General features: G+C 52.4%; 15 protein-coding genes. 8 read left to right on the top strand and 7 right to left on the bottom strand.

Annotated elements, in window-relative coordinates:
• Positions 1-486: 486 nt before the first annotated feature.
• From NUV48_14215 to NUV48_14190, 6 genes are all read right to left on the bottom strand, one after another.
• On the bottom strand, positions 487-1,638 hold the full coding sequence (locus tag NUV48_14215) for a hypothetical protein (GenBank protein MCR4443285.1): 1,152 nt from the start codon (positions 1,636-1,638) through the stop codon (positions 487-489).
• A gap of 221 nt (positions 1,639-1,859) precedes the next feature.
• On the bottom strand, positions 1,860-2,321 hold the full coding sequence (locus NUV48_14210; GenBank protein ID MCR4443284.1) for a hypothetical protein: 462 nt from the start codon (positions 2,319-2,321) through the stop codon (positions 1,860-1,862).
• Between the two features lie 76 nt (positions 2,322-2,397).
• A complete protein-coding gene (locus tag NUV48_14205) occupies positions 2,398-4,224 on the bottom strand; it encodes an ABC transporter ATP-binding protein/permease (GenBank protein MCR4443283.1) in 1,827 nt (608 codons plus the stop codon).
• A 50-nt stretch (positions 4,225-4,274) separates the two neighbouring features.
• Complete coding sequence (locus NUV48_14200) at positions 4,275-6,005, bottom strand: ABC transporter ATP-binding protein/permease (GenBank protein ID MCR4443282.1); 1,731 nt, start codon at positions 6,003-6,005, stop codon at positions 4,275-4,277.
• A gap of 83 nt (positions 6,006-6,088) precedes the next feature.
• Positions 6,089-6,985, bottom strand: coding sequence for a peptidylprolyl isomerase (locus tag NUV48_14195; GenBank protein ID MCR4443281.1), 897 nt, complete (start codon positions 6,983-6,985; stop codon positions 6,089-6,091).
• Positions 6,986-7,191: 206 nt separating this feature from the next.
• On the bottom strand, positions 7,192-8,460 hold the full coding sequence (locus NUV48_14190; GenBank protein ID MCR4443280.1) for an Nramp family divalent metal transporter: 1,269 nt from the start codon (positions 8,458-8,460) through the stop codon (positions 7,192-7,194).
• A 160-nt stretch (positions 8,461-8,620) separates the two neighbouring features.
• Here NUV48_14190 and NUV48_14185 point away from each other — a divergent pair, with 160 nt between their 5' ends.
• The 8 genes from NUV48_14185 to NUV48_14150 all read left to right on the top strand — a co-directional run bounded on the left by NUV48_14185 (position 8,621) and on the right by NUV48_14150 (position 18,376).
• On the top strand, positions 8,621-9,103 hold the full coding sequence (locus NUV48_14185; GenBank protein ID MCR4443279.1) for a DtxR family transcriptional regulator: 483 nt from the start codon (positions 8,621-8,623) through the stop codon (positions 9,101-9,103).
• Positions 9,104-9,206: 103 nt separating this feature from the next.
• Entirely contained in the window at positions 9,207-12,452 is a 3,246-nt protein-coding gene (gene carB / locus NUV48_14180) for a carbamoyl-phosphate synthase large subunit (GenBank protein MCR4443278.1), read from the top strand.
• A 36-nt stretch (positions 12,453-12,488) separates the two neighbouring features.
• Positions 12,489-14,036: a sigma 54-interacting transcriptional regulator gene (locus NUV48_14175; GenBank protein MCR4443277.1), complete on the top strand. Its 1,548-nt coding sequence runs from the start codon at positions 12,489-12,491 to the stop codon at positions 14,034-14,036.
• Between the two features lie 193 nt (positions 14,037-14,229).
• Positions 14,230-15,063: a 3-keto-5-aminohexanoate cleavage protein gene (locus NUV48_14170; protein ID MCR4443276.1), complete on the top strand. Its 834-nt coding sequence runs from the start codon at positions 14,230-14,232 to the stop codon at positions 15,061-15,063.
• Complete coding sequence (locus NUV48_14165; protein MCR4443275.1) at positions 15,060-16,004, top strand: 3-hydroxyacyl-CoA dehydrogenase NAD-binding domain-containing protein; 945 nt, start codon at positions 15,060-15,062, stop codon at positions 16,002-16,004. The genes NUV48_14170 and NUV48_14165 overlap by 4 nt, the downstream gene beginning before the upstream one ends.
• Positions 16,005-16,057: 53 nt before the next feature.
• Positions 16,058-16,612 carry a TIGR00366 family protein gene (locus NUV48_14160; GenBank protein ID MCR4443274.1) on the top strand — a complete coding sequence of 185 codons (555 nt, stop codon included), beginning with the start codon at positions 16,058-16,060 and terminating at the stop codon, positions 16,610-16,612.
• Between the two features lie 13 nt (positions 16,613-16,625).
• Positions 16,626-17,402, top strand: a complete 777-nt coding sequence (locus NUV48_14155; GenBank protein ID MCR4443273.1) for a TIGR00366 family protein — start codon at positions 16,626-16,628, stop codon at positions 17,400-17,402.
• 155 nt (positions 17,403-17,557) lie between these two features.
• Entirely contained in the window at positions 17,558-18,376 is an 819-nt protein-coding gene (locus tag NUV48_14150; GenBank protein MCR4443272.1) for an aspartate/glutamate racemase family protein, read from the top strand.
• 238 nt (positions 18,377-18,614) lie between these two features.
• Here the strand turns inward: NUV48_14150 and NUV48_14145 are convergent.
• A partial coding sequence (locus NUV48_14145; protein ID MCR4443271.1) for a hypothetical protein occupies positions 18,615-18,836 on the bottom strand: 222 nt, incomplete at its 5' end.

The following is an 18,836-nucleotide window of genomic DNA, read 5'->3' as shown; positions in this document are numbered from 1 at the left end:
CAAAAATGTACCCGCACAAGGCGACAAACAGGACCATCCACATGTACCGCGTGATTTTTTCTTCAGGCTGTGTACCTATACCAGGTTGCGACATGAATTTACCCCCTTTAACTTTTTTTAAATCGTTTTAAAACGCATAAAACTCCGCCAAAGGGGTCCCTCATCTCATAAGCACCGCCTCCTTTCCAGGGCCATAATTCCAGAAAAGCAAGGAAATAATTTCATAAAAATTTATACAACACCCGGCACATCACAATAAACAAATCTTTTGTTTTATCTGAATTTTTAAATTTCACCTCATCTATATTTTATCTATATAATTAATTATAGAATTAATATACCATCTATTGTTATCTATGTAAATATCATTTAGCCAATTAATATTTCATTTTACCGGGGTGAAAAGGTGGTTAAACGCAAAATTGTAGGAGGCTGCATTACGGCAAGCCTCCTTTATGAATCCTTTTTAAACCCCGGCTGCTTGAATCAACCCGGCGGATCAGTTTGCTTCTTCCTGTTCTTGTCATATACGATGTAGCGGAGGGGCGGGTATTTGCTCCCGTTAAAGAGGATATAAAAACTGTCCGTTTCCGCCAGGAAGCAATTGTTTTCCACTTTTTCAAGCTGCTTTAAAAGCCTGTCTCCAAGGTTAATCCCCGGGTCCTGGCCGTAGAAAAAGGCCTCGTCTTCCAGCCTGTCGCTGAACCACCAGCCGTCAAAGCCCAAGGCAAGGGCCAGCAAATAAGAGCGCCTGATGTCGGAACCGGCATTAGCCCATGAAACCGTCTTTCGCTTATAGGTAAGGCAGGCTATCTTAATCCCCAGGGTCTGTTTGTAGTACTGCCCTTTGCGGTATTTCAGCATCATCTCTCCGCAGTCCGCAAGGAATCCCCCGTTGTTCATCATGAAGCTTTCCATCAGGTACCAGTCGTCTTTCCCCAGGCTCGACGGCCGGCCGTCAGGGTTATGCACCGGGTCGACCTCCCTGCCGAAGGCGTCGTCAATAGACCAGGCGTTGACAAAACACTTGAGGTTTTTGCCGTGAGCGTATTCGACCACCTCGTTCTGCACGTCCCTGGTCACCCCGAAATCGTAGCCGAACTGGTCGATGAACACACCGTACCAGCCCTGCGCGGCGATGCTGTCAATTTCTTGCTTTACCTTGGGCAGGCTGACAGGCGATCTGTCGTCCAGGTAGACATAGCCGAAAATCTTTGCCTTTTCCTTAAGGGCATCGGAAACGATTTTATCAGCGGGCGAAAGGCGACCGGGTTCGGCGCACACCAGGTAAGGAAACCGTTCCAACACCTTGATGGAATGAGCGGTATCTCCTTTATTGTTAATGTTTTCCAGGTCGCCGTAGGCAAACGCCACCTGGGACAACCTCAATTTTCCCGGCGGTCCGGACAGCACGGCCCTTTCGTAGGTCTCTTCAAGGCCGGCCTGTCTGGCCTTCCCCTGCGGCAACGCCGGCGGGGAAGGATTTGGGGAATTATCCGGCGCAGGTCTTTCGGCAGGAACCGGCGATACGGGTGAGGGCTGTACAGCCGGCGAGGACCGACCGGCGCACGACGGCAAGGCAGCGACCAGTATTGCCGCGATAAGAAAAACGCCCAGCTTTTTCAAAATTTTGCCCATAATTTCTCCTCGATTTTTCCAAAACATTTTTAATTTTTATTCGACAAAAAAAATCAAAGACCTCCAAAAACTGGCTATGGAAATCCTGGTCGCACTTGGTGAAATATATGGGGCGGAGAAATTCATTCCCGTAACCGGCGCGCCAAAAAAGGGACGGTTCCGGCTCTTGCCTAAAACCGTCCCCGGTCTCCTGGGAACCTGAAAAACAGGAAAAGTCAAATTCAGGTCAGCATAGGTCTCTGACCGGCGATCCCGGCCTGCTGGCCGATATTGACGGGACTTGTGCCAAAGCCGCCGAGCCTGGCCGTGGCAGCGCTGTAGGTCTCCGGGCTCATGGTGGCTACGCTCGCAAACGGCGTGCTGGTCGGCAGGCTGGGCGTGCTCAGGTTGATCCCTGTCGTCACGCCCGGCTGGCCGGCATAGCCCGTGAAACCGGTTGTCGCCCGGTACCCTGCCTGGTACTGGGGCTGGAATCCCGCCTGGGTCCCGGCCACACCCTGCAGCACCTGGCTGCATTCGCGGCAGAGCTGCTGGATCTGGGCCAGTTTCTGTTCAGCCATGGACTCCTTTTGTTCGAGCTGGCTTAAAAGCTGCCTGTTGCTGCTCTCCGATTGCCTCATTTGAAAAGCAATCTGTTCGATTGAATTGAGCACCTGATGCGCTTGCTGGATCTGATTGTACACGCGTTTATTCCCCTTTCTTTGGTTTTCAGGTTTATTATTCTCCGCGCTGTACAATTTATGCATACCCGCCGTTTTTTTACGATGCCGTTTCGCCGGGCAAAGCGGCAAACTGGCTGTTGTAAAGTTCGGCGTAAAAACCGCCTTTGGCCAGGAGTTCCCTGTGGGTACCTTTTTCGATGACGCTTCCGGTGTTCATGACGAGAATCAAATCAGCCTCCCGGATCGTGGACAGCCTGTGGGCAATTACAAAACTCGTCCTCCCTTTCATCAGCGAAGCCATCGCTTTTTGGATGAGGGTTTCGGTCCTCGTATCGACGCTGCTGGTAGCCTCATCAAGAATAAGCACAGCCGGCGCGGCCAGGAAAGCCCGGGCAATGGTCAGGAGCTGTTTTTGCCCCTGCGAAATATTGGACGCTTCCTCATTGATAATGGTGTTGTAGCCATCAGGCAGGGTTCTGATAAAATGGTCGGCATAAGCCGCTCTCGCCGCCCGGACGATTTCCTCAAAGGAGGCGCCTTCACGGCCGTAAGCGATATTTTCTCTCACCGTCCCGTTAAAAAGCCAGGTGTCCTGGAGAACCATGCCGAAAATGCCGCGCAGGTTTTCCCGCTTTATTTCTCTTATATCAACCCCGTCGATGGTGATCCTGCCGCCGTTTATTTCATAAAACCGCATCAACAGGTTCACCAGCGTAGTTTTACCCGCGCCGGTCGGCCCGACAATGGCTGCCGTCTGGCCTTTTTTTACATTAAAACTCATGTTTTCAATCAGGGGAACTCCTACCCGGTAACTGAACCTGACATTACGGAATTCAATCTCGCCTTCTGGAGATTCGATTTTTCCCGCCCTCTCATCATCCGGCATCTCTTCATCTTCATCCACAAGCTCAAAAACGCGTTCGGCGGAAGCCACAGTCGACTGGAGAACGTTCGCGATGTTGGCCGTTTGTATTACCGGCTGCGTAAACCGCCTGGAATACTGGATAAAAGCCTGCATATCGCCGATTACAATCCTGCCGCCGGCCACAAATATGGCGCCGGCGACGCAGATGAAAACATAACCGGTATTGTTGATAAAGTCCAAAACCGGCATAATTATACCCGAAATGAACTGCGCTCTCCAACCGGCATCGTAAAGCTTCTCGTTTATGGCGTCAAATTTTTCGACGGACCTTTTCTCGTGCCCGAAAGCCTTTACAACCATGTGACCGCCGTACATTTCCTCCACATGCCCGTTCAGTTCGCCCAGTGCTTTCTGCTGGGCCGCAAAGTACCGCTGGGAACGCCTGGCGACAACGGCCGTCATAATGAATGACAGCGGCAGTGTCACGGCGGTTATGAGCGTCATCAGCGGGCTGATCGACAGCATCATTGTCACTATGCCGGCAAGCGTCACCGCAGCCGTGATAAGCTGGGTAATGCTCTGCTGCAGGGTGGTGCTGATATTGTCTATATCGTTGGTCACCCGGCTCAATATTTCGCCGTGCGTGTGCGAATCAAAAAACCGCAAGGGCAAACGGGAAAGTTTGTCGTTAACGTCGCTGCGCATATCGAAAATAATCTTTTGGGCGACTCCCGCCATTATATACTGCTGGATGTAACCGAAAACAGCGCTCAGCAAATACAGGCCGGCCAGGGTCAAGAGTATTTTTGAAATGTAATCGAAATCTATCCTCGCTCCCGGTACTCCCTGCAGTTTCATCATCACGCCGGCAAACATCTTGGTCGTGGCCTTGCCCATGACCTTCGGGCTGAGGATGCTGAAAGCTGTCCCCAGGACCGCCGTTAAAAATACGGTATAAAGCTGCAGCCGGTGTGGTTTCAGGTAGGCCAGCAGCCTTTTTGACGTGCCTTTAAAATCCTTCGCTTTTTCCGCCGGCAGCCCCGGGAAATGCCCTCGCATGGGCCCTGCGCCCCGCCTGGAGCCCGGCCAGGATGCCTTGCGTTCTTCATTCATGCCGTTTCCACCCCTGCAAGCTGTGAGGAGGCTATCTCGCGGTATATTGCACAGGTGTGCATGAGTTCCCCGTGAGTACCGGTGCCCGCGATTTTGCCGCCGTCCAGGACGATGATCCGGTCCGCGTTCATTACCGTGCTGACCCTCTGGGCAACGATAAGCACGGTCGAGCCGGCCGTTTCCCTGGCCAGGGCCGCACGGAGCCTGGCCTCGGTCCTAAAATCAAGTGATGAAAAGCTGTCGTCGAAAATGTAGATCTCCGGTTTCCTGACCAGAGCGCGGGCTATGGAAAGCCTTTGCTTTTGCCCGCCTGAGACGTTGGCGCCGCCCTGGGCAACGACATGGGCAAAACCATCCTCCAGGGTGTCGATGAACTCCGCGGCCTGGGCGACTTCGGCCGCGCGCCTGATTTCTTCGCTGGAGGCTTCTTCCTTGCCGTAACGGATGTTATCGGCGATTGTGCCGTTGAAGAGAACGGTTTTCTGGGGAACATAACCTATTTTTGCCCTGAGAACCTCCTGCGGCATTTCCCGTATATCCACACCGTCGACAAGAATGCTGCCCTTGTCAATATCGTAGAAGCGCGGGATCAGGTTTACCAGCGTAGATTTGCCCGAACCGGTCCCGCCGATAATGGCCGTCACCTCGCCCGGGCCCGCCCTGAAGGAAATGTCCTGGAGCGCGGGCCGTTCGGCGCCCGGATAGCTGAAAGTGACATTCCTGAACTCGACTGTCCCTTTCGGGCCGCCGCTTTGCTTGGCATACGGCCCGCTGTCCCGTATTTCAGGGGTTGTTTCCAGCACCTGGTTTATCCGGGCCGCGGAAACCGAAGCCCTCGGGATCATAATAAACATCATGGACACCATCAACAGCGAAAACATGATCTGCATAACGTACTGGACAAAGGCCATCAGGGTGCCCACCTGCAGCTCATTGTTTTCAATCCTGAGCCCGCCGAACCATATTATGGCGATGGTCGTAAAGTTCATCACCAGCATCATTGACGGCATCAAGGCCGCCATCATCTGGTTGGCCCTGGTCGCGGTGCGGGCAAGGTCAAGGTTAGCCTCGCTGAAACGTCTTTTTTCGTATTCTGCGCGGTTAAAGGCACGGATCACCCTGATGCCGGTCAGACCTTCGCGCAAAACCAGGTTCAGTTTGTCGAGCTTCATCTGCATCGCTTTAAAGAGCGGCATGCTCTTCCTGGCAATCAGGAGACTGGCGGCAACAAGAACGGGCATGGCGACCGCAATTATCAGCGACAGCCCGGCATCCTTCGACACCGCCATGATCAGGCCGCCGGCGCACATGAGCGGCGCGCTGACCATCACGCGCAGGGCCATTATCAGGACGTGCTGGATCTGGGTTATGTCGTTCGTCGTCCTCGTAATCAGGGAGGCCGTTCCTATCCTGTCGAACTCATGAAGCGAATAGCTCTCCACCCGCGAGAAAACCTTGCTGCGCAGGCTCCGGCAGAAACCTGCCGCTGTTTTTGACGACAAAAAGCCTGCCGCTATCGTGCAGGCGGCTCCTCCTGCGGCAACGACCAGCATGAACGCGCCGACCTTCACAATGTAGACAGTATCCCCTTTGACGATACCCCTGTCGACAATGTCCGCCATCAGGGTGGGCAGGTACAGCTGAGAAAGCGACTGGAAAAAGACGAGTACCAGGACGGCGGCCACCTGGAACCTGTAGGGTTTTAAAAACCTGATAAGCTTAACCATCGGTTTTCATCTCCATCACTGTTTACGCGTCAACAAAAAACCGGGTGCCGCTTTCACCGCAGCACCCCTTTGCCAGCCGGTCGCTAAGCGCTGGTCTTGGCCAGCAAATTTTCTATTTTATATTCGCTGTACCGCTCCTGTATCCAGGCGCTGTATTCGTCCTGCATTTTCTGCTCAAGCAGGATGTTTCTTATTTCGTCCCTGTTCTCTTCGAGGCTGGCTTCCTTTGCTTCTTTTCTGTCTTCCACTTCAATGATGTGGTACCCGTATTCGGATTTGACCGGTGCGCTGATTTCACCGGTTTTCATTGAGAATGCAGCCTGTTCAAATTCTTTGACCATTGACCCTTTCCCGAAATATCCCAGTTCTCCTCCCCGGTCTTTCGTAGCGCTGTCCGTTGAATATGTCTTGGCCAGTTCGGCGAAATCCTCCCCTGCGGCCAGCTTCTTTTCCACTTCCTTGGCCGTTTCTTCGCTCTTCACCAGAATATGGCGGGCCTTCACCTGCTCTTTTTCCTCGAACATATCCTTGTTTTGCTCAAAATAACTCTTTATATCCTCCTCCGAGATGGAAATGCGCGGTTCAAGCAGCTTTTTCACCTTTACGTTCACCGCGAGCTCCTCTTTGATGTCGTCCAGGGAATAACCGTTCATTTCCATCGCCTGGTTGAAGGACTCTTTTCCCCCGTAATACTCGTACAGTCTTTCCAGTTCATTTTCTATATCGGCCCCGCTCACCTCGATGTTTTGTTTCTTGGCCTCCAGGTCGATTATTTTCTGGGAAATCAACATTTCCAAGGCCTGCCGCCCGTTTTGTTTAACCATGAACTCGTACAGTTCGTCCTTGCTGATGCTTTCCCCGTTCACCCTGGCCACAACGTCTTTTTGAGCGTAAGTTTTAGCGCCGATAACCGCCGCAATCCCCAAAACCACCAGCAGCACCAAAAGCAAGACCTTTTGGTTCGTTTTGTTCAAAGCCATCCCTTTATTATCCCCCATCTCCAATTTTTAATTTGTTTTATCCGAAAACACAGTGAAACTATTGAACTGTTATTATCCCGGTACTTTTAATAATATTAGATCACCTCAAGGGGTTTGGCAATCATTTTTCTTGCCGCAGCGACAATTGTACACGAGAATGCTTAAATTATCCTTAGAAAAGGGGTGTTAAGTCCTGGCAACCGGCTTTAACCAGCCAGGGTCAAATAAAGAAGCGCGGCATTGAAAGCGATGATTGCGCCGGCAATCAGCCAGCCCGCAGTATTTATCACTCCCGTGTTTTTGAACGCGCCCATGATCTCCTGCTTGCCCGTTATCAACACCAGCGGTATTACGGCTGCCGGCAGGGCGAAACTCAGAACAACCTGGCTGACCACCAGGGCCGTCATGGGATTTACGCCCGATAAAAGAAAGGCCAGGCCGGGCAGCATCACGATCAAACGGCGAAGGCCGGCGGGAAGATCAAAACCGATGAACCCGTTAAGGATGACTTCTCCCGCCATGGTTCCCACGGCAGACGAGGACAGGCCGGAAGCCAGGAGCGCCAGGCCGAACGCCCCGGCCGCCATTTCGCCGAGCAGCGGCTTTAAGGTCAGGTAAGCCGATTCGATGCTGTCCACTTCCAGGCCGTTCCCGTTGAACACGGCCGCCGAAACGATCACCATGGCCGCGTTTACGATAAAGGCCATATTCATAGCCAGGAAGACCTCAATCTTCACCATTTTGTAATGGTGCAGGCAGTGCCGGCTGTCTTTCGTTCTTCGCGACTGGACCAGGTGCGAGTGAAGATAAATCACGTGCGGCATCACCGTGGCTCCCAGCATGCCGGCGGCCACGAGCGCGCTGTCCGGGGTCAGGTGCGGCACAGCCAGGTGGTAAGCCACCTGATTCCAGGCAGGCTTGGAAATAAAAAGCTCCCAGATGTAAGCAATGCTGATGACCGCCACCATTGCCGTAATAACCCGTTCCACAATCAACTGCCCGTATTTTTGGATATGGCAGATGCCAAAGGTGACCGCGCCTGTCAGCAAAGCGGACCAGGCAACGGGGAGGCCGAAAAGCAAGCCGAAACCCAGAACGCCGCCTAAAAACTCGGCAAGGTCGGTAGCCATGGCTGCGACCACCGCGGCGAACCACAGGCCCCAGTTGACAGCCCTGGGAAAAGACCTGCCGCAGTGTTCAGGCAGGCTTTTGCCCGTGGCGATGCCCAGTTTGGCCGATAGCGTCTGGACAAAAATGGCTATCAGGTTGCTCCAGAGTATGACCCACAGCAGGTCGTAGGCGAACCGCGACCCGCCGCTTATATTCGTGCCTATATTTCCAGGGTCCATGTAGGCCACGCTGACAATAAACGCCGGCCCCAAGTAGCCCAGCAGCCCCCTGGAGCCGGCTTTCGTTTCGCTCCCGGTTTTCTTGACGGCCAGTCCCGTCTTGACGGTAACATCCAAGTCGTTCAAAATATCTCCTCCTCCAGCGTTTGTGCCGGTTCTTGTTAACTTCCCTTCTTTCGGCTGCGAACACGATATTTAGCCGCGGGAAAAATTGTTATCTACCTGCAATATATGATTATTCCCAGGCGGTGTTACGCATATGATTGTATAAAACGCTGGATCCGGTGTGATTGAATTGACAAAAAACCGGGACTTTCATACATTCCGCGGCTATGAAATCATAGATAAACAACAAAAAACCCTCACCCGCAGCATGGAGGATTATCTGGAGATGATCTACCGCAACAGCGCCGCCGAAGGCTACACGCGAATCAACACGCTGTCGGAATCGTTGAACGTGCAGGCCTCCTCCGCCACTAAAATGGCGCAAAAACTGCACCTGCTGGGTTTCATCCGCTACCGGAAATACGGAATCATTCAGCTGACCAAAGAGGGCGAAAAGCTCGGCAAGTTCCTCTATGAACGCCACCTGACGGTAGAAAGGTTTTTGAGCATAATAGGCGTAAAGGAGGACCTGCTGATGAACGCCGAGTTGATTGAACACAGCATCTCTCCGGAAGCGCTGAAAAGAATAGAAACCCTCGTCTCATTTTTTGAAAGCAACCCGGATTTGCTGGCCAGGCTCAACGAGTTTGCGGCAAGGCAATAGCAGGCCGCCGCGGCGCCTGCCGGCATAGGGCTTTATCCGGCATCACAATTATTATATAATGGATGAGAATATAAACCACGACAAACGAGGTGCAAAAAAAATCATGCCGAAACGCGACGACATCAGCAAGATTTTAATAATCGGCTCCGGGCCCATTATCATCGGACAGGCCTGCGAGTTCGATTATTCGGGAACCCAGGCCTGCAAAGCCCTCCGCAAGCTGGGTTATAAAATTGTGCTGGTAAATTCCAACCCCGCCACCATCATGACCGATCCCGAAATGGCGGATGTGACGTATATTGAACCCCTTAACGCCAAAAGGGTGGCGGCGATCATCGCCAAAGAACGGCCTGACGCTCTGCTGCCCAACCTCGGCGGCCAGTCGGGCCTGAATCTCTGCGCGGAGCTGGCCAAACAGGGGGTCCTGGAAAAATACGGGGTAAAGGTGATCGGGGTTCAGGTGGAGGCCATAGAACGCGGCGAAGACCGGATCGCATTCAAGGAAACAATGAAACGGCTTGGTATCGAGATGCCGCGCAGCAAACCGGCGTTCAGCGTTGAAGAGGCGGAAAAAATAGCCCTGGAACTCGGATTCCCCGTGGTCATCCGTCCCGCTTATACCCTTGGAGGCACCGGCGGCGGCCTGGTTTACAATGTCGAAGAACTGCGGACCGTGGCCAGCCGGGGCATCATGGCCAGCATGGTTGGGCAAATACTCGTGGAGGAATCGGTGCTGGGATGGGAGGAACTGGAGCTTGAAGTCGTCCGCGATTCCAAAAACCAGATGATCACGGTCTGTTTTATCGAGAACATAGACGCCATGGGGGTTCACACGGGCGACTCCTTTTGCGCGGCGCCTATGCTGACCATCAGCCCCGAGCTGCAGAGGCGGCTGCAGGAATACTCGTATAAAATCGTCGAAGCCATCCAGGTGATCGGCGGCACAAATATCCAGTTCGCCCACGACCCCAAGACCGGCCGCGTTGTCGTCATCGAGATAAACCCCAGGACTTCCCGCTCCTCCGCCCTGGCTTCCAAGGCCACGGGTTTCCCGATCGCCATGGTCTCGACAATGCTGGCGGCCGGCCTGACCCTTGATGAAATCCCTTACTGGAGAGACGGGACACTGGACAAATACACGCCCTCCGGGGACTACGTGGTCATCAAGTTCGCGCGCTGGACCTTCGAAAAATTCAAGGGAGCTCAGGACAAACTGGGGACACAGATGAAGGCCGTCGGGGAAGTAATGAGCATAGGCAAAACTTACAAGGAAGCCTTTCAAAAGGCCATTCGCTCCCTGGAAAACGGCCGCTACGGGCTGGGGTTTGCCAAAGACTTCAACCAGCGCCCGCTGGCCGAACTGATGTCCATGTTAACCGAGCCCTCAAGCGAACGCCAGTTCATCATGTACGAAGCCCTGCGCAAGGGGGCGGGTATTGAAGAACTCTACAGGCTTACCCACATCAAGCCCTGGTTCATCCAGCAGATGAAAGAGCTGGTCTTGCTCGAGGAGGAGATACTCCGGCACAAGGGGGGGCATCTGCCGGACGACCTGCTCGCCCGCGCCAAGAAGGACGGCTTTGCCGACCGTTACTTGGCCATGCTCCTGGAAGTCCCGGAGGAAGAGATCAGGAACCGCCGGACCGCCCTGGGAGTTGTGGAGGGCTGGGAAGCCGTACCGGTAAGCGGCGTGGAAAACGCGGCCTATTACTATTCAACTTACAACGCCCCGGATTCGACTTCTGCCAGCAGCAGAAAAAAGGTTATGGTGCTGGGCGGAGGTCCTAACCGCATCGGCCAGGGCATCGAGTTCGACTACTGCTGCGTGCATGCGGCCTTTGCCCTGCGCGACCTGGGCTTTGAGACGATCATGGTCAACTGCAACCCGGAAACGGTCTCCACCGACTACGACACATCCGACAAGCTCTATTTTGAGCCGCTCACCGTGGAAGACGTCTTAAGCATTTACGAAAAAGAAAAGCCCTGCGGGGTGATCGTCCAGTTCGGGGGCCAAACCCCCCTGAATATCGCCGCGGAACTGGAAAAGGCCGGGGTTAAAATTCTGGGCACCACGCCGGAAACGATCGATTTGGCCGAAGACCGGGGCAGGTTCCGCCAGGTTATGGAAAAGCTCGGCATACCCATGCCCGAATCCGGCATGGCAAGCAATATCGAGGAAGCAAAACAGATCGCCGGCCGGATCGGCTACCCGCTGATGGTCAGACCCTCCTATGTTCTGGGAGGCCGGGGAATGGAAGTCGTTTACGACGAAGAAATGCTCAGGGAGTACATCGAGGCCGCTGCCGGCGTCACTCCCGAAAGGCCGATCCTGATCGATAAGTTCCTGGATAACGCCATTGAGGTTGAAGCGGACGCCATCGCCGACGGCACCGACGCGTTTGTGCCGGCCGTGATGGAACACATCGAACTGGCGGGCATTCATTCCGGGGACTCGGCCTGCGTGATACCGCCGACCAGCATCCATGAAAAACACCTCAAAACGATAAACGAATACACCAAAAGAATCGCCAGGGAATTGAAAGTATCCGGGCTTATGAACATGCAGTACGCCATTTCGAACGACCGCGTCTACGTCCTGGAGGCGAACCCGCGCGCATCACGGACCGTGCCGCTGGTATCGAAGGTCTGCAATATTTCTATGGCCCGCATCGCCACCGAAATAATGGTCTCGGCCGAAACAGGCAAAAAAATTGCCGCCGCTGGTCTTGTTCCCCAAAAAATCCCCCATTTTGGCGTGAAGGAAGCCGTATTCCCCTTCAACATGTTCCAGGAAGTCGACCCCGTCCTGGGACCGGAGATGCGCTCCACCGGCGAGGTTCTCGGAATCGCGGACACATTCGGGCTGGCTTTTTTCAAGGCGCAGGAAGCGACCCAGGTGCCGCTGCCCACCTCGGGCACCGTGCTGATCAGCGTGGCCGACCGGGATAAGCCCGCCGTGCTGGAAGTGGCCAGAGAATTTGCCAGGCTCGGTTTCCGGCTGAAAGCGACGGGCGGGACTCACCGTTACCTGAAAAACAACGGGGTCGAATCAGAGGAGATCAAGAAACTGTACGAAGGGCGTCCCAATATCGTTGACGGCATAATGAACAAAGAAATCCAGCTGGTAATCAATACACCCGCAGGCAAGAACAGCCAGTACGACGATTCCTATATCCGCAAGGCTGCCATCAAATACAAAATACCTTATATAACCACCATCGCCGCGGCCAGGGCCAGCGTAAAAGGCATCGCGGCCTATAAAGACGTTCCTTGGGATAAAGAAGAAGTGAAATCCCTGCAGAGCTACCACAAAAACATTTCTGATTGCAGACGTCCGCTGGTGATGTGAATGAAAGAGCGCAGGAAAGGGTAATAAGGTGATGTTATGCTTAAAGACGAAGGTTTTGACGCCGTCTCTTTCCTGGAAGATTTCATCAACAGGCTTGCGAGCCGAAACTTCCAGGAGCTGACAATGGAGGACACAAAAGAGAATCTGGCCAGGGTCTTAACGGAGTTCAAACAGTATAAAGAAAACGACTTTGACTTCAGGGAAATCGGCAACCACCTTTATGACGGGTTGTACATTTCCGACGGGACCGGTAAAACACTTTATATCAACAAGGCTTACACCAGAATAACCGGGATCAGGCCCGACCAGATCATCGGCAGGAACGTCAAGGAAATAGAGGAAGAGGGCAAGTTATACAAGAACGCCGTCACTATGGAAGTGATCAAGCATAAAAAACGGGTTAATTCCGTTGGAATAAGCCTGGTCAACGGTCAAAAGATGCTGATCACCGGCAGCCCCATTTTCGATGAACACGGGAACGTGAAAAAGGTTGTGATCAGCAACAGGGAAATGACCGACCTGCTGGAAATGAGGGCTGAGCTGGAAGCGTCGCAGGAAAAACTTAAAGCGGTTGAAGAAGACGAAAGAAAGAGCAGGCAAGAAATCGAGCATTTGAGAAAACTGCAGTTGGGAAAGGGAAGCATAATCGGTAAAAGCCAGGAAATTGAGAATGTGACCAGGCTCATCAAACAGGTGGCCGGCGTTGACGTGACCGTATTAATCACCGGAGAAACGGGCGTGGGGAAAGAAGTCGTCGCCAACGAGATTTATGCCAGCAGCAGCAGAAAAAACGGCGCCTTCATCAAAGTCAACTGCGCCGCGATACCCGCCAACCTGCTCGAAGCGGAACTGTTCGGCTACGAGAAAGGCGCCTTTACCGGCGCAAACGCTGCGGGCAAGGCGGGGTTGTTCGAACTTGCCCACAAAGGAACCATCCTACTTGACGAAATTGGCGACCTGCCGCTGGACCTCCAGTCAAAGCTTTTGCGAATAATCCAGCACAAGGAAGTAACACGAATCGGCGGGACCACACCCATAGAACTGGATGTCAGGATCATATCCGCAACAAACCGTGATTTGCGGGAGCTCGTAAAAGCGGGAAAGTTCAGGGAAGACCTTTATTACAGGTTAAACGTGTTCCCCATTCATATTTCTCCTCTCCGTTCCAGGCCCGAGGACATTGAACCACTGGCCATCCACTTTGTAAACGTATTCAATAAAAAGTACGGCAAGGCCCTGTACATCAGCAGGACAGGGATAGAAATATTAAGAAGCTACAACTGGCCGGGCAACGTCAGGGAACTGCAAAACGTCATCGAAAGAATGGTCGTAATCTCCGAAATGGAAGGACCGATCGACGAAGAAAAGCTCGCCAATATTCTAGATTCCGACAGCAACGGGCTCTCCGATTACCTGCTCAAAGAGGCCGGTTTGAAGGGCCTGGTCGAAAACACCGAAAGAAAAATAATTGAAAAGGTCCTCTCTCAATACGGAAGCACAAGAGAAGCGGCAAAAATCTTAAAAATCGACCAGTCAACCATCGTGAAAAAAGCCAAAAAGCTGGGAATAAAGACCACGCGATGATATTATTCATCGCGGTGATGAAAATATTCATCTGTTGGGCCGGGGGAAATCCAAAAGTGTTCCCCCGGATTTTTTTACCCGGTCGATGATATTTTTCATCACCCCTCTCCTAAAACGACCGTAAAATCTGAAAATTATCCCGGCATGAGAATTGCAATGCATAAAACTGAAATATGCCAGATGGAGGAAGACAATGAGTAAAACAATTATAACCGTGGCGCCTACCGGGGCATGGCCTACCAAAAAGGATAACCCGAACATACCTTTGACCCCGCGCGAAATCGCAGCGGATGTTTACGAGTGCTGGCAGGCCGGCGCTGCCATAGCCCACCTTCACATGAGGGACGACGATGGGAACGGTTCGATGGACAAAGAAAAATTCATCGAAACAGTGGGTCTGATCAGGGAAAAATGCGATATCGTCATCAATTTGACCACCTCGGGAGACCTGAACGCTACCGATGAGACGAGGATGGCCCATTTGATCGCAGTAAAGCCGGAACTGGCATCATACGACGCAGGCTCAATGAACTGGATGCATAACAGCCTGTTTATAAACCACCCTAAATTTTTGGAAGTTCTAGGGCAAACGATGATTGAAAACGGCATTAAACCGGAAATTGAAATATTTGATGCGGGCATGATCTACAACTCTTTTTATTACATCAACAAAGGGGTTATCAAAACCCCTCCCCACTACCAGTTTGTATTGGGCGCCGCCGGGGGAATAGGCGCCTCGGTCGAAAATTTGGTGTTTTTGAAAAGTCTGATCCCCAAAGATGCCACCTGGTCCGCCTTTGGCATCGGTAAAGGGCACCTGCCCATCATGTACGCCGCTATTGCCATGGACGGCCATGTAAGAGTTGGCATGGAAGACAACGTGTTTTATGCCAAAGGAGTCCTCGCCAGGTCTAATTCCGAATTTGTAGAAAGAGCAGCCAGGCTTATCAAAGAGGCGGGCAAAGATGTGGCCACGCCGAACGAAGCCAGGGAAATATTAAATCTCAGAAAGGTGAGCGAAAAATGATCAAAAAGATAGCCGTCATCGGAGCGGGAACCATGGGACACAGCCTGGCCGGAGCCTTCGCCATGTATGGTTATGACGTTAATGTATACGAAGTCGATCCAAACAGGCTGAGCACAGTCAAGGAGGAAATTAAAGGGGAACTGGGAATTCTCGCGGAGGAAGGCTTAATAAAACCACAGGAAATCGAAACAACACTCAACAGGATCAATCTTTTCCCAGACCTCAAACCGGCGGTAGAAGACCGCGATTATGTGATCGAGGCGGTATTTGAGGACATAAAAATCAAGCAGGACTTGTTTGAAACCTTAGACGGCCTTTGTCCACCACCCGCTGTCCTGGCAAGCAACACCTCAAGTTTGAGGCTTGATGAGATGATGGCTAAGGTATCAGACGAACGAAAAAAACGAATGATTATCAACCACTTTTACAATCCTCCTCACATAATGCCGATAGTCGAGCTTTCATTTTTCGGCAACATGCCCGAAGAAATATACGCGGAAGTGGAAAAACTGTTCATCTCCATTGAAAAGCAGGTGGTCAAGGTGTTAAAAGACATCCCCGGCCTTGTCGCCAACCGGATCCAACAGGGAGTGGCCAGGGAAGTCTTTTCGCTGATTCAAATGGGAGCAGCGTCGCCCGAAGACATAGACCGCGCCCTGAAATTCGGGCCGGCCTTCAGGTACGCGGTCATGGGCCAGCTGGAGATCGCCGATTACGGCGGCCTGGACATCTGGTGCGCCGTCGGAGACAATCTCTTAAGCGTAATGGATAATTCCCGGTGCGCCAACCCGCTGCTGAGAAACAAGGTCGAAAGGGGTGAATTGGGGATAAAAACCGGAAAAGGCTTCTATGATTACACAACTGCCGACATTAACGAACTCAAAAAAACTTACGTGAAAAAACTCATCCACCAGTTGAAGGCTTCAAAGTACTATTGTTGAGATTTTAAAACGCTTTATAAAGGTTTATATTTAAAAAAGGAGGTTAAACAAAAATGTTGTGGAGGCTTTCCAAGAAGTTCAAATTTGCCGCCGACAGGATCATCCCGGAATCTTTTGTCTTTTGTGTTATCCTGACGCTGATTGTTTTTGTGCTGGGCTTGATTTTCACCAACTCAGGGCCTTTAAGCCTGGTTTTAAACTGGTATAAAGGACTCTGGGACATGATCGCCTTCGCCTTCCAGATGTCCTTCATGGTCATCTGCTGCGGCGCCGCCGCCAAGTCGCCCTTCATTAAAAGGCAGTTGATCAGAATATCGCAGCTTCCAAAATCGTCAGCAGTAGCCATGGTCTGCCTGCTGCTGTTCGGATTTCTTTCCAGCCTGGTCAACTGGGCGTTTTCCGCCATCTTAACTCCGATTTTCGCCATGCAGCTGTCGAGGTATGTCAAAGGGCTGCATTTCCCGCTCATGATCGCCGCCGGCTATTCAACCATGATTTTAGGCCAGTGCTGGTGCCCGAGCGCTTCGGTATACGCCTTGATCGCCACCCCGGGGGCATTTCCTGGAAAAATCGATCGGCGTCATCACCCAGGACATATCCGTTTATAACCCGGTCAATACGGTGCTGTTCTTCATCCTGGCCGGCGTAACCATTTTAATCGGCGTGTTTACCAAGCCGCCGGAAAACGAAATAGTGATGTACGAAGGCGGTGTCCAGGAACCGGCAGCCGCTGCGGAAACCGGCGAAGAAACCGTCAGGACGCTGGCTGACAGAATGAATGAAAGCACCATCCTGATGTATATCATTGGAATCGCCGGTCTCGTCACCATTGTTCATTCTTTTGTTACCAAGGGATTTATACCCTCGCTCAACTTCAACTTCGTGATCTTCATTTTCCTGACGCTGAACACCTTTCTTTACAACACGCCCAGAAAATTCGTGGAAGCATTTAAAGACATGATGAAAGCAGCCACCGAGGTCATGATGCAGTTTCCCTTTTACGGGGGAATCATGGGAATCATGTCCGGTTCCGGCCTAGGCAAGGTTATGGCGGACGCCCTGGTCAACATCGCCACCGTGGAAACGCTGCCCTTCTGGTCGTATTTCTCCGCATCCATCGTCAATCTTTTCATCCCCTCCCAAGGCGGCCAGTGGATCGTCCAGGGGCCGGTGCTGATGGAAGCGGCAAAAACCTTAGGCGCCGACTTAGCCCCGGTAATAAACGCTTTTGTCTACGGAGACGAAGCAACAAACCTGATCCAGCCGCTCTACGTTATCCCCGCGCTGTCGCTGGTTGGCATGAAACTGAAGGAAGTATGGGGGTTCATGGCGTTTATCTGGCTGTTCTGGTTTATCATTACCTCTATCGGTTTGCTGGTCCTGCCTGGGTTATTATGATCATGAAAAGTACCCAATGATTTGACGGGCCAGGCGCGTGATCCCTGTTTATGCTCAGAAAGTCTCAAAGCTATTGCGCCAGTCAATATTTATTGTTATATTTAATTATATGAACATTTTTAAGTGCCGCAAAAATAAGGAGAGGGGTTTTAATAATGCGCATCTGGCACCAGAGCATAACAGACCTCAGCAGGCTGCCGCAATACCGCCGCAACCTTTCTGAGCACGCCGCAAAGGTGTTGAGCCCGGATACAACCGTTGTCCCGCACGGTATGCCGGTTGGGGTTTACGGTACAAGGGCGCCCACCGACGCGTCACAGTTCCCGTATATTGAGTTCCTTTGCGAGCGCCTGATCTGCGAGGCAGCTCTTGCGGCGGAACGCGAGGGATTTGACGCCATGGCGATTGGGTGCTACTATGACCCAGGACTGAGGTTAGCCCGTTCCCTGGTGGACATCCCGGTAGTCGGCATCACGGAGACCTCCATGCTTATTGCCTGCTCTTTGGGTAAAAAGTTCGGGGTGGTGACCATATGCCCTCCAATACGGGATCACCTCCTCGACAGCGTCGACGAATACGGTCTTTCAGAACGGATGTCTTCCATCATTTCCATGGACCCGCCGATCACCGAATACGCAATGGAAGGTGACGAGCAGGCGGCGCGCGCCGTTGAGGAATCGTTTCTCCAGGCTTGCCGCCAGGTTATTGCGGAAGGAGCGGATGTAATCATCCCGGGGGAAGGGGTGCTCAATGAGTTCGCTTTCCGGCGCGGCATCACATCCTGCGACGGGGCCCCCATTATCGACGGGAACGCCGCGCTATGGAACTATGCGACGATGCTGGCAAACCTGCGCCGGACAACAGGACTGGTGGTCAGCCGCCGGTTCACCTATGCAAAGCCCCCGCGGGAACTGCTTGAGGAATCGCGTGCCTTCCACCACCTACGCCCGCTGACCAGTGAAGACTTCAGTTAGTTTAAAAAATTACGGCCCGGGAAAATTGCCCGGGCTTCAGTTTTATAAAACTTTTTATGAATAATTTTTTCTTTGCATTATTTATACCGAGTCAACCGCTATTTGAATATATTAGCAGGCAATTCTACACCTCGTTTGCGAAGGTGATCGCGCATGGTGTTAACGTCCTTGAGGTGTGCAGCGATAAGATCCAGGTATTCATGAATTAGGGACTCCCCACGACCGAGGACGCTGGCCATCAGTTTGGGAGAAAGTCCGTAAAGATGTAAGATAAGCACAGAGTCAAAGACCCTAAGGTAAGCATCAACGGACCTGGGATTATGGTAGGTCTGCCGGGCGATCTGCAAGACGGATAAGCCTTGTAGGCGGAGGCGAGCCGGTACAGTTCAGCTTTTGACTGGTCAACTGTAGAGTAGGACCAGGTCAGGCAGTAAACGAACCCTTCCTGGGACCCCTCGAT

The organism is Peptococcaceae bacterium, assembly GCA_024655825.1.
In the GTDB taxonomy this organism is placed as follows: Bacteria; Bacillota; Peptococcia; order DRI-13; family PHAD01; genus JANLFJ01.
This window is presented reverse-complemented; position numbering and strand designations above follow the sequence as displayed.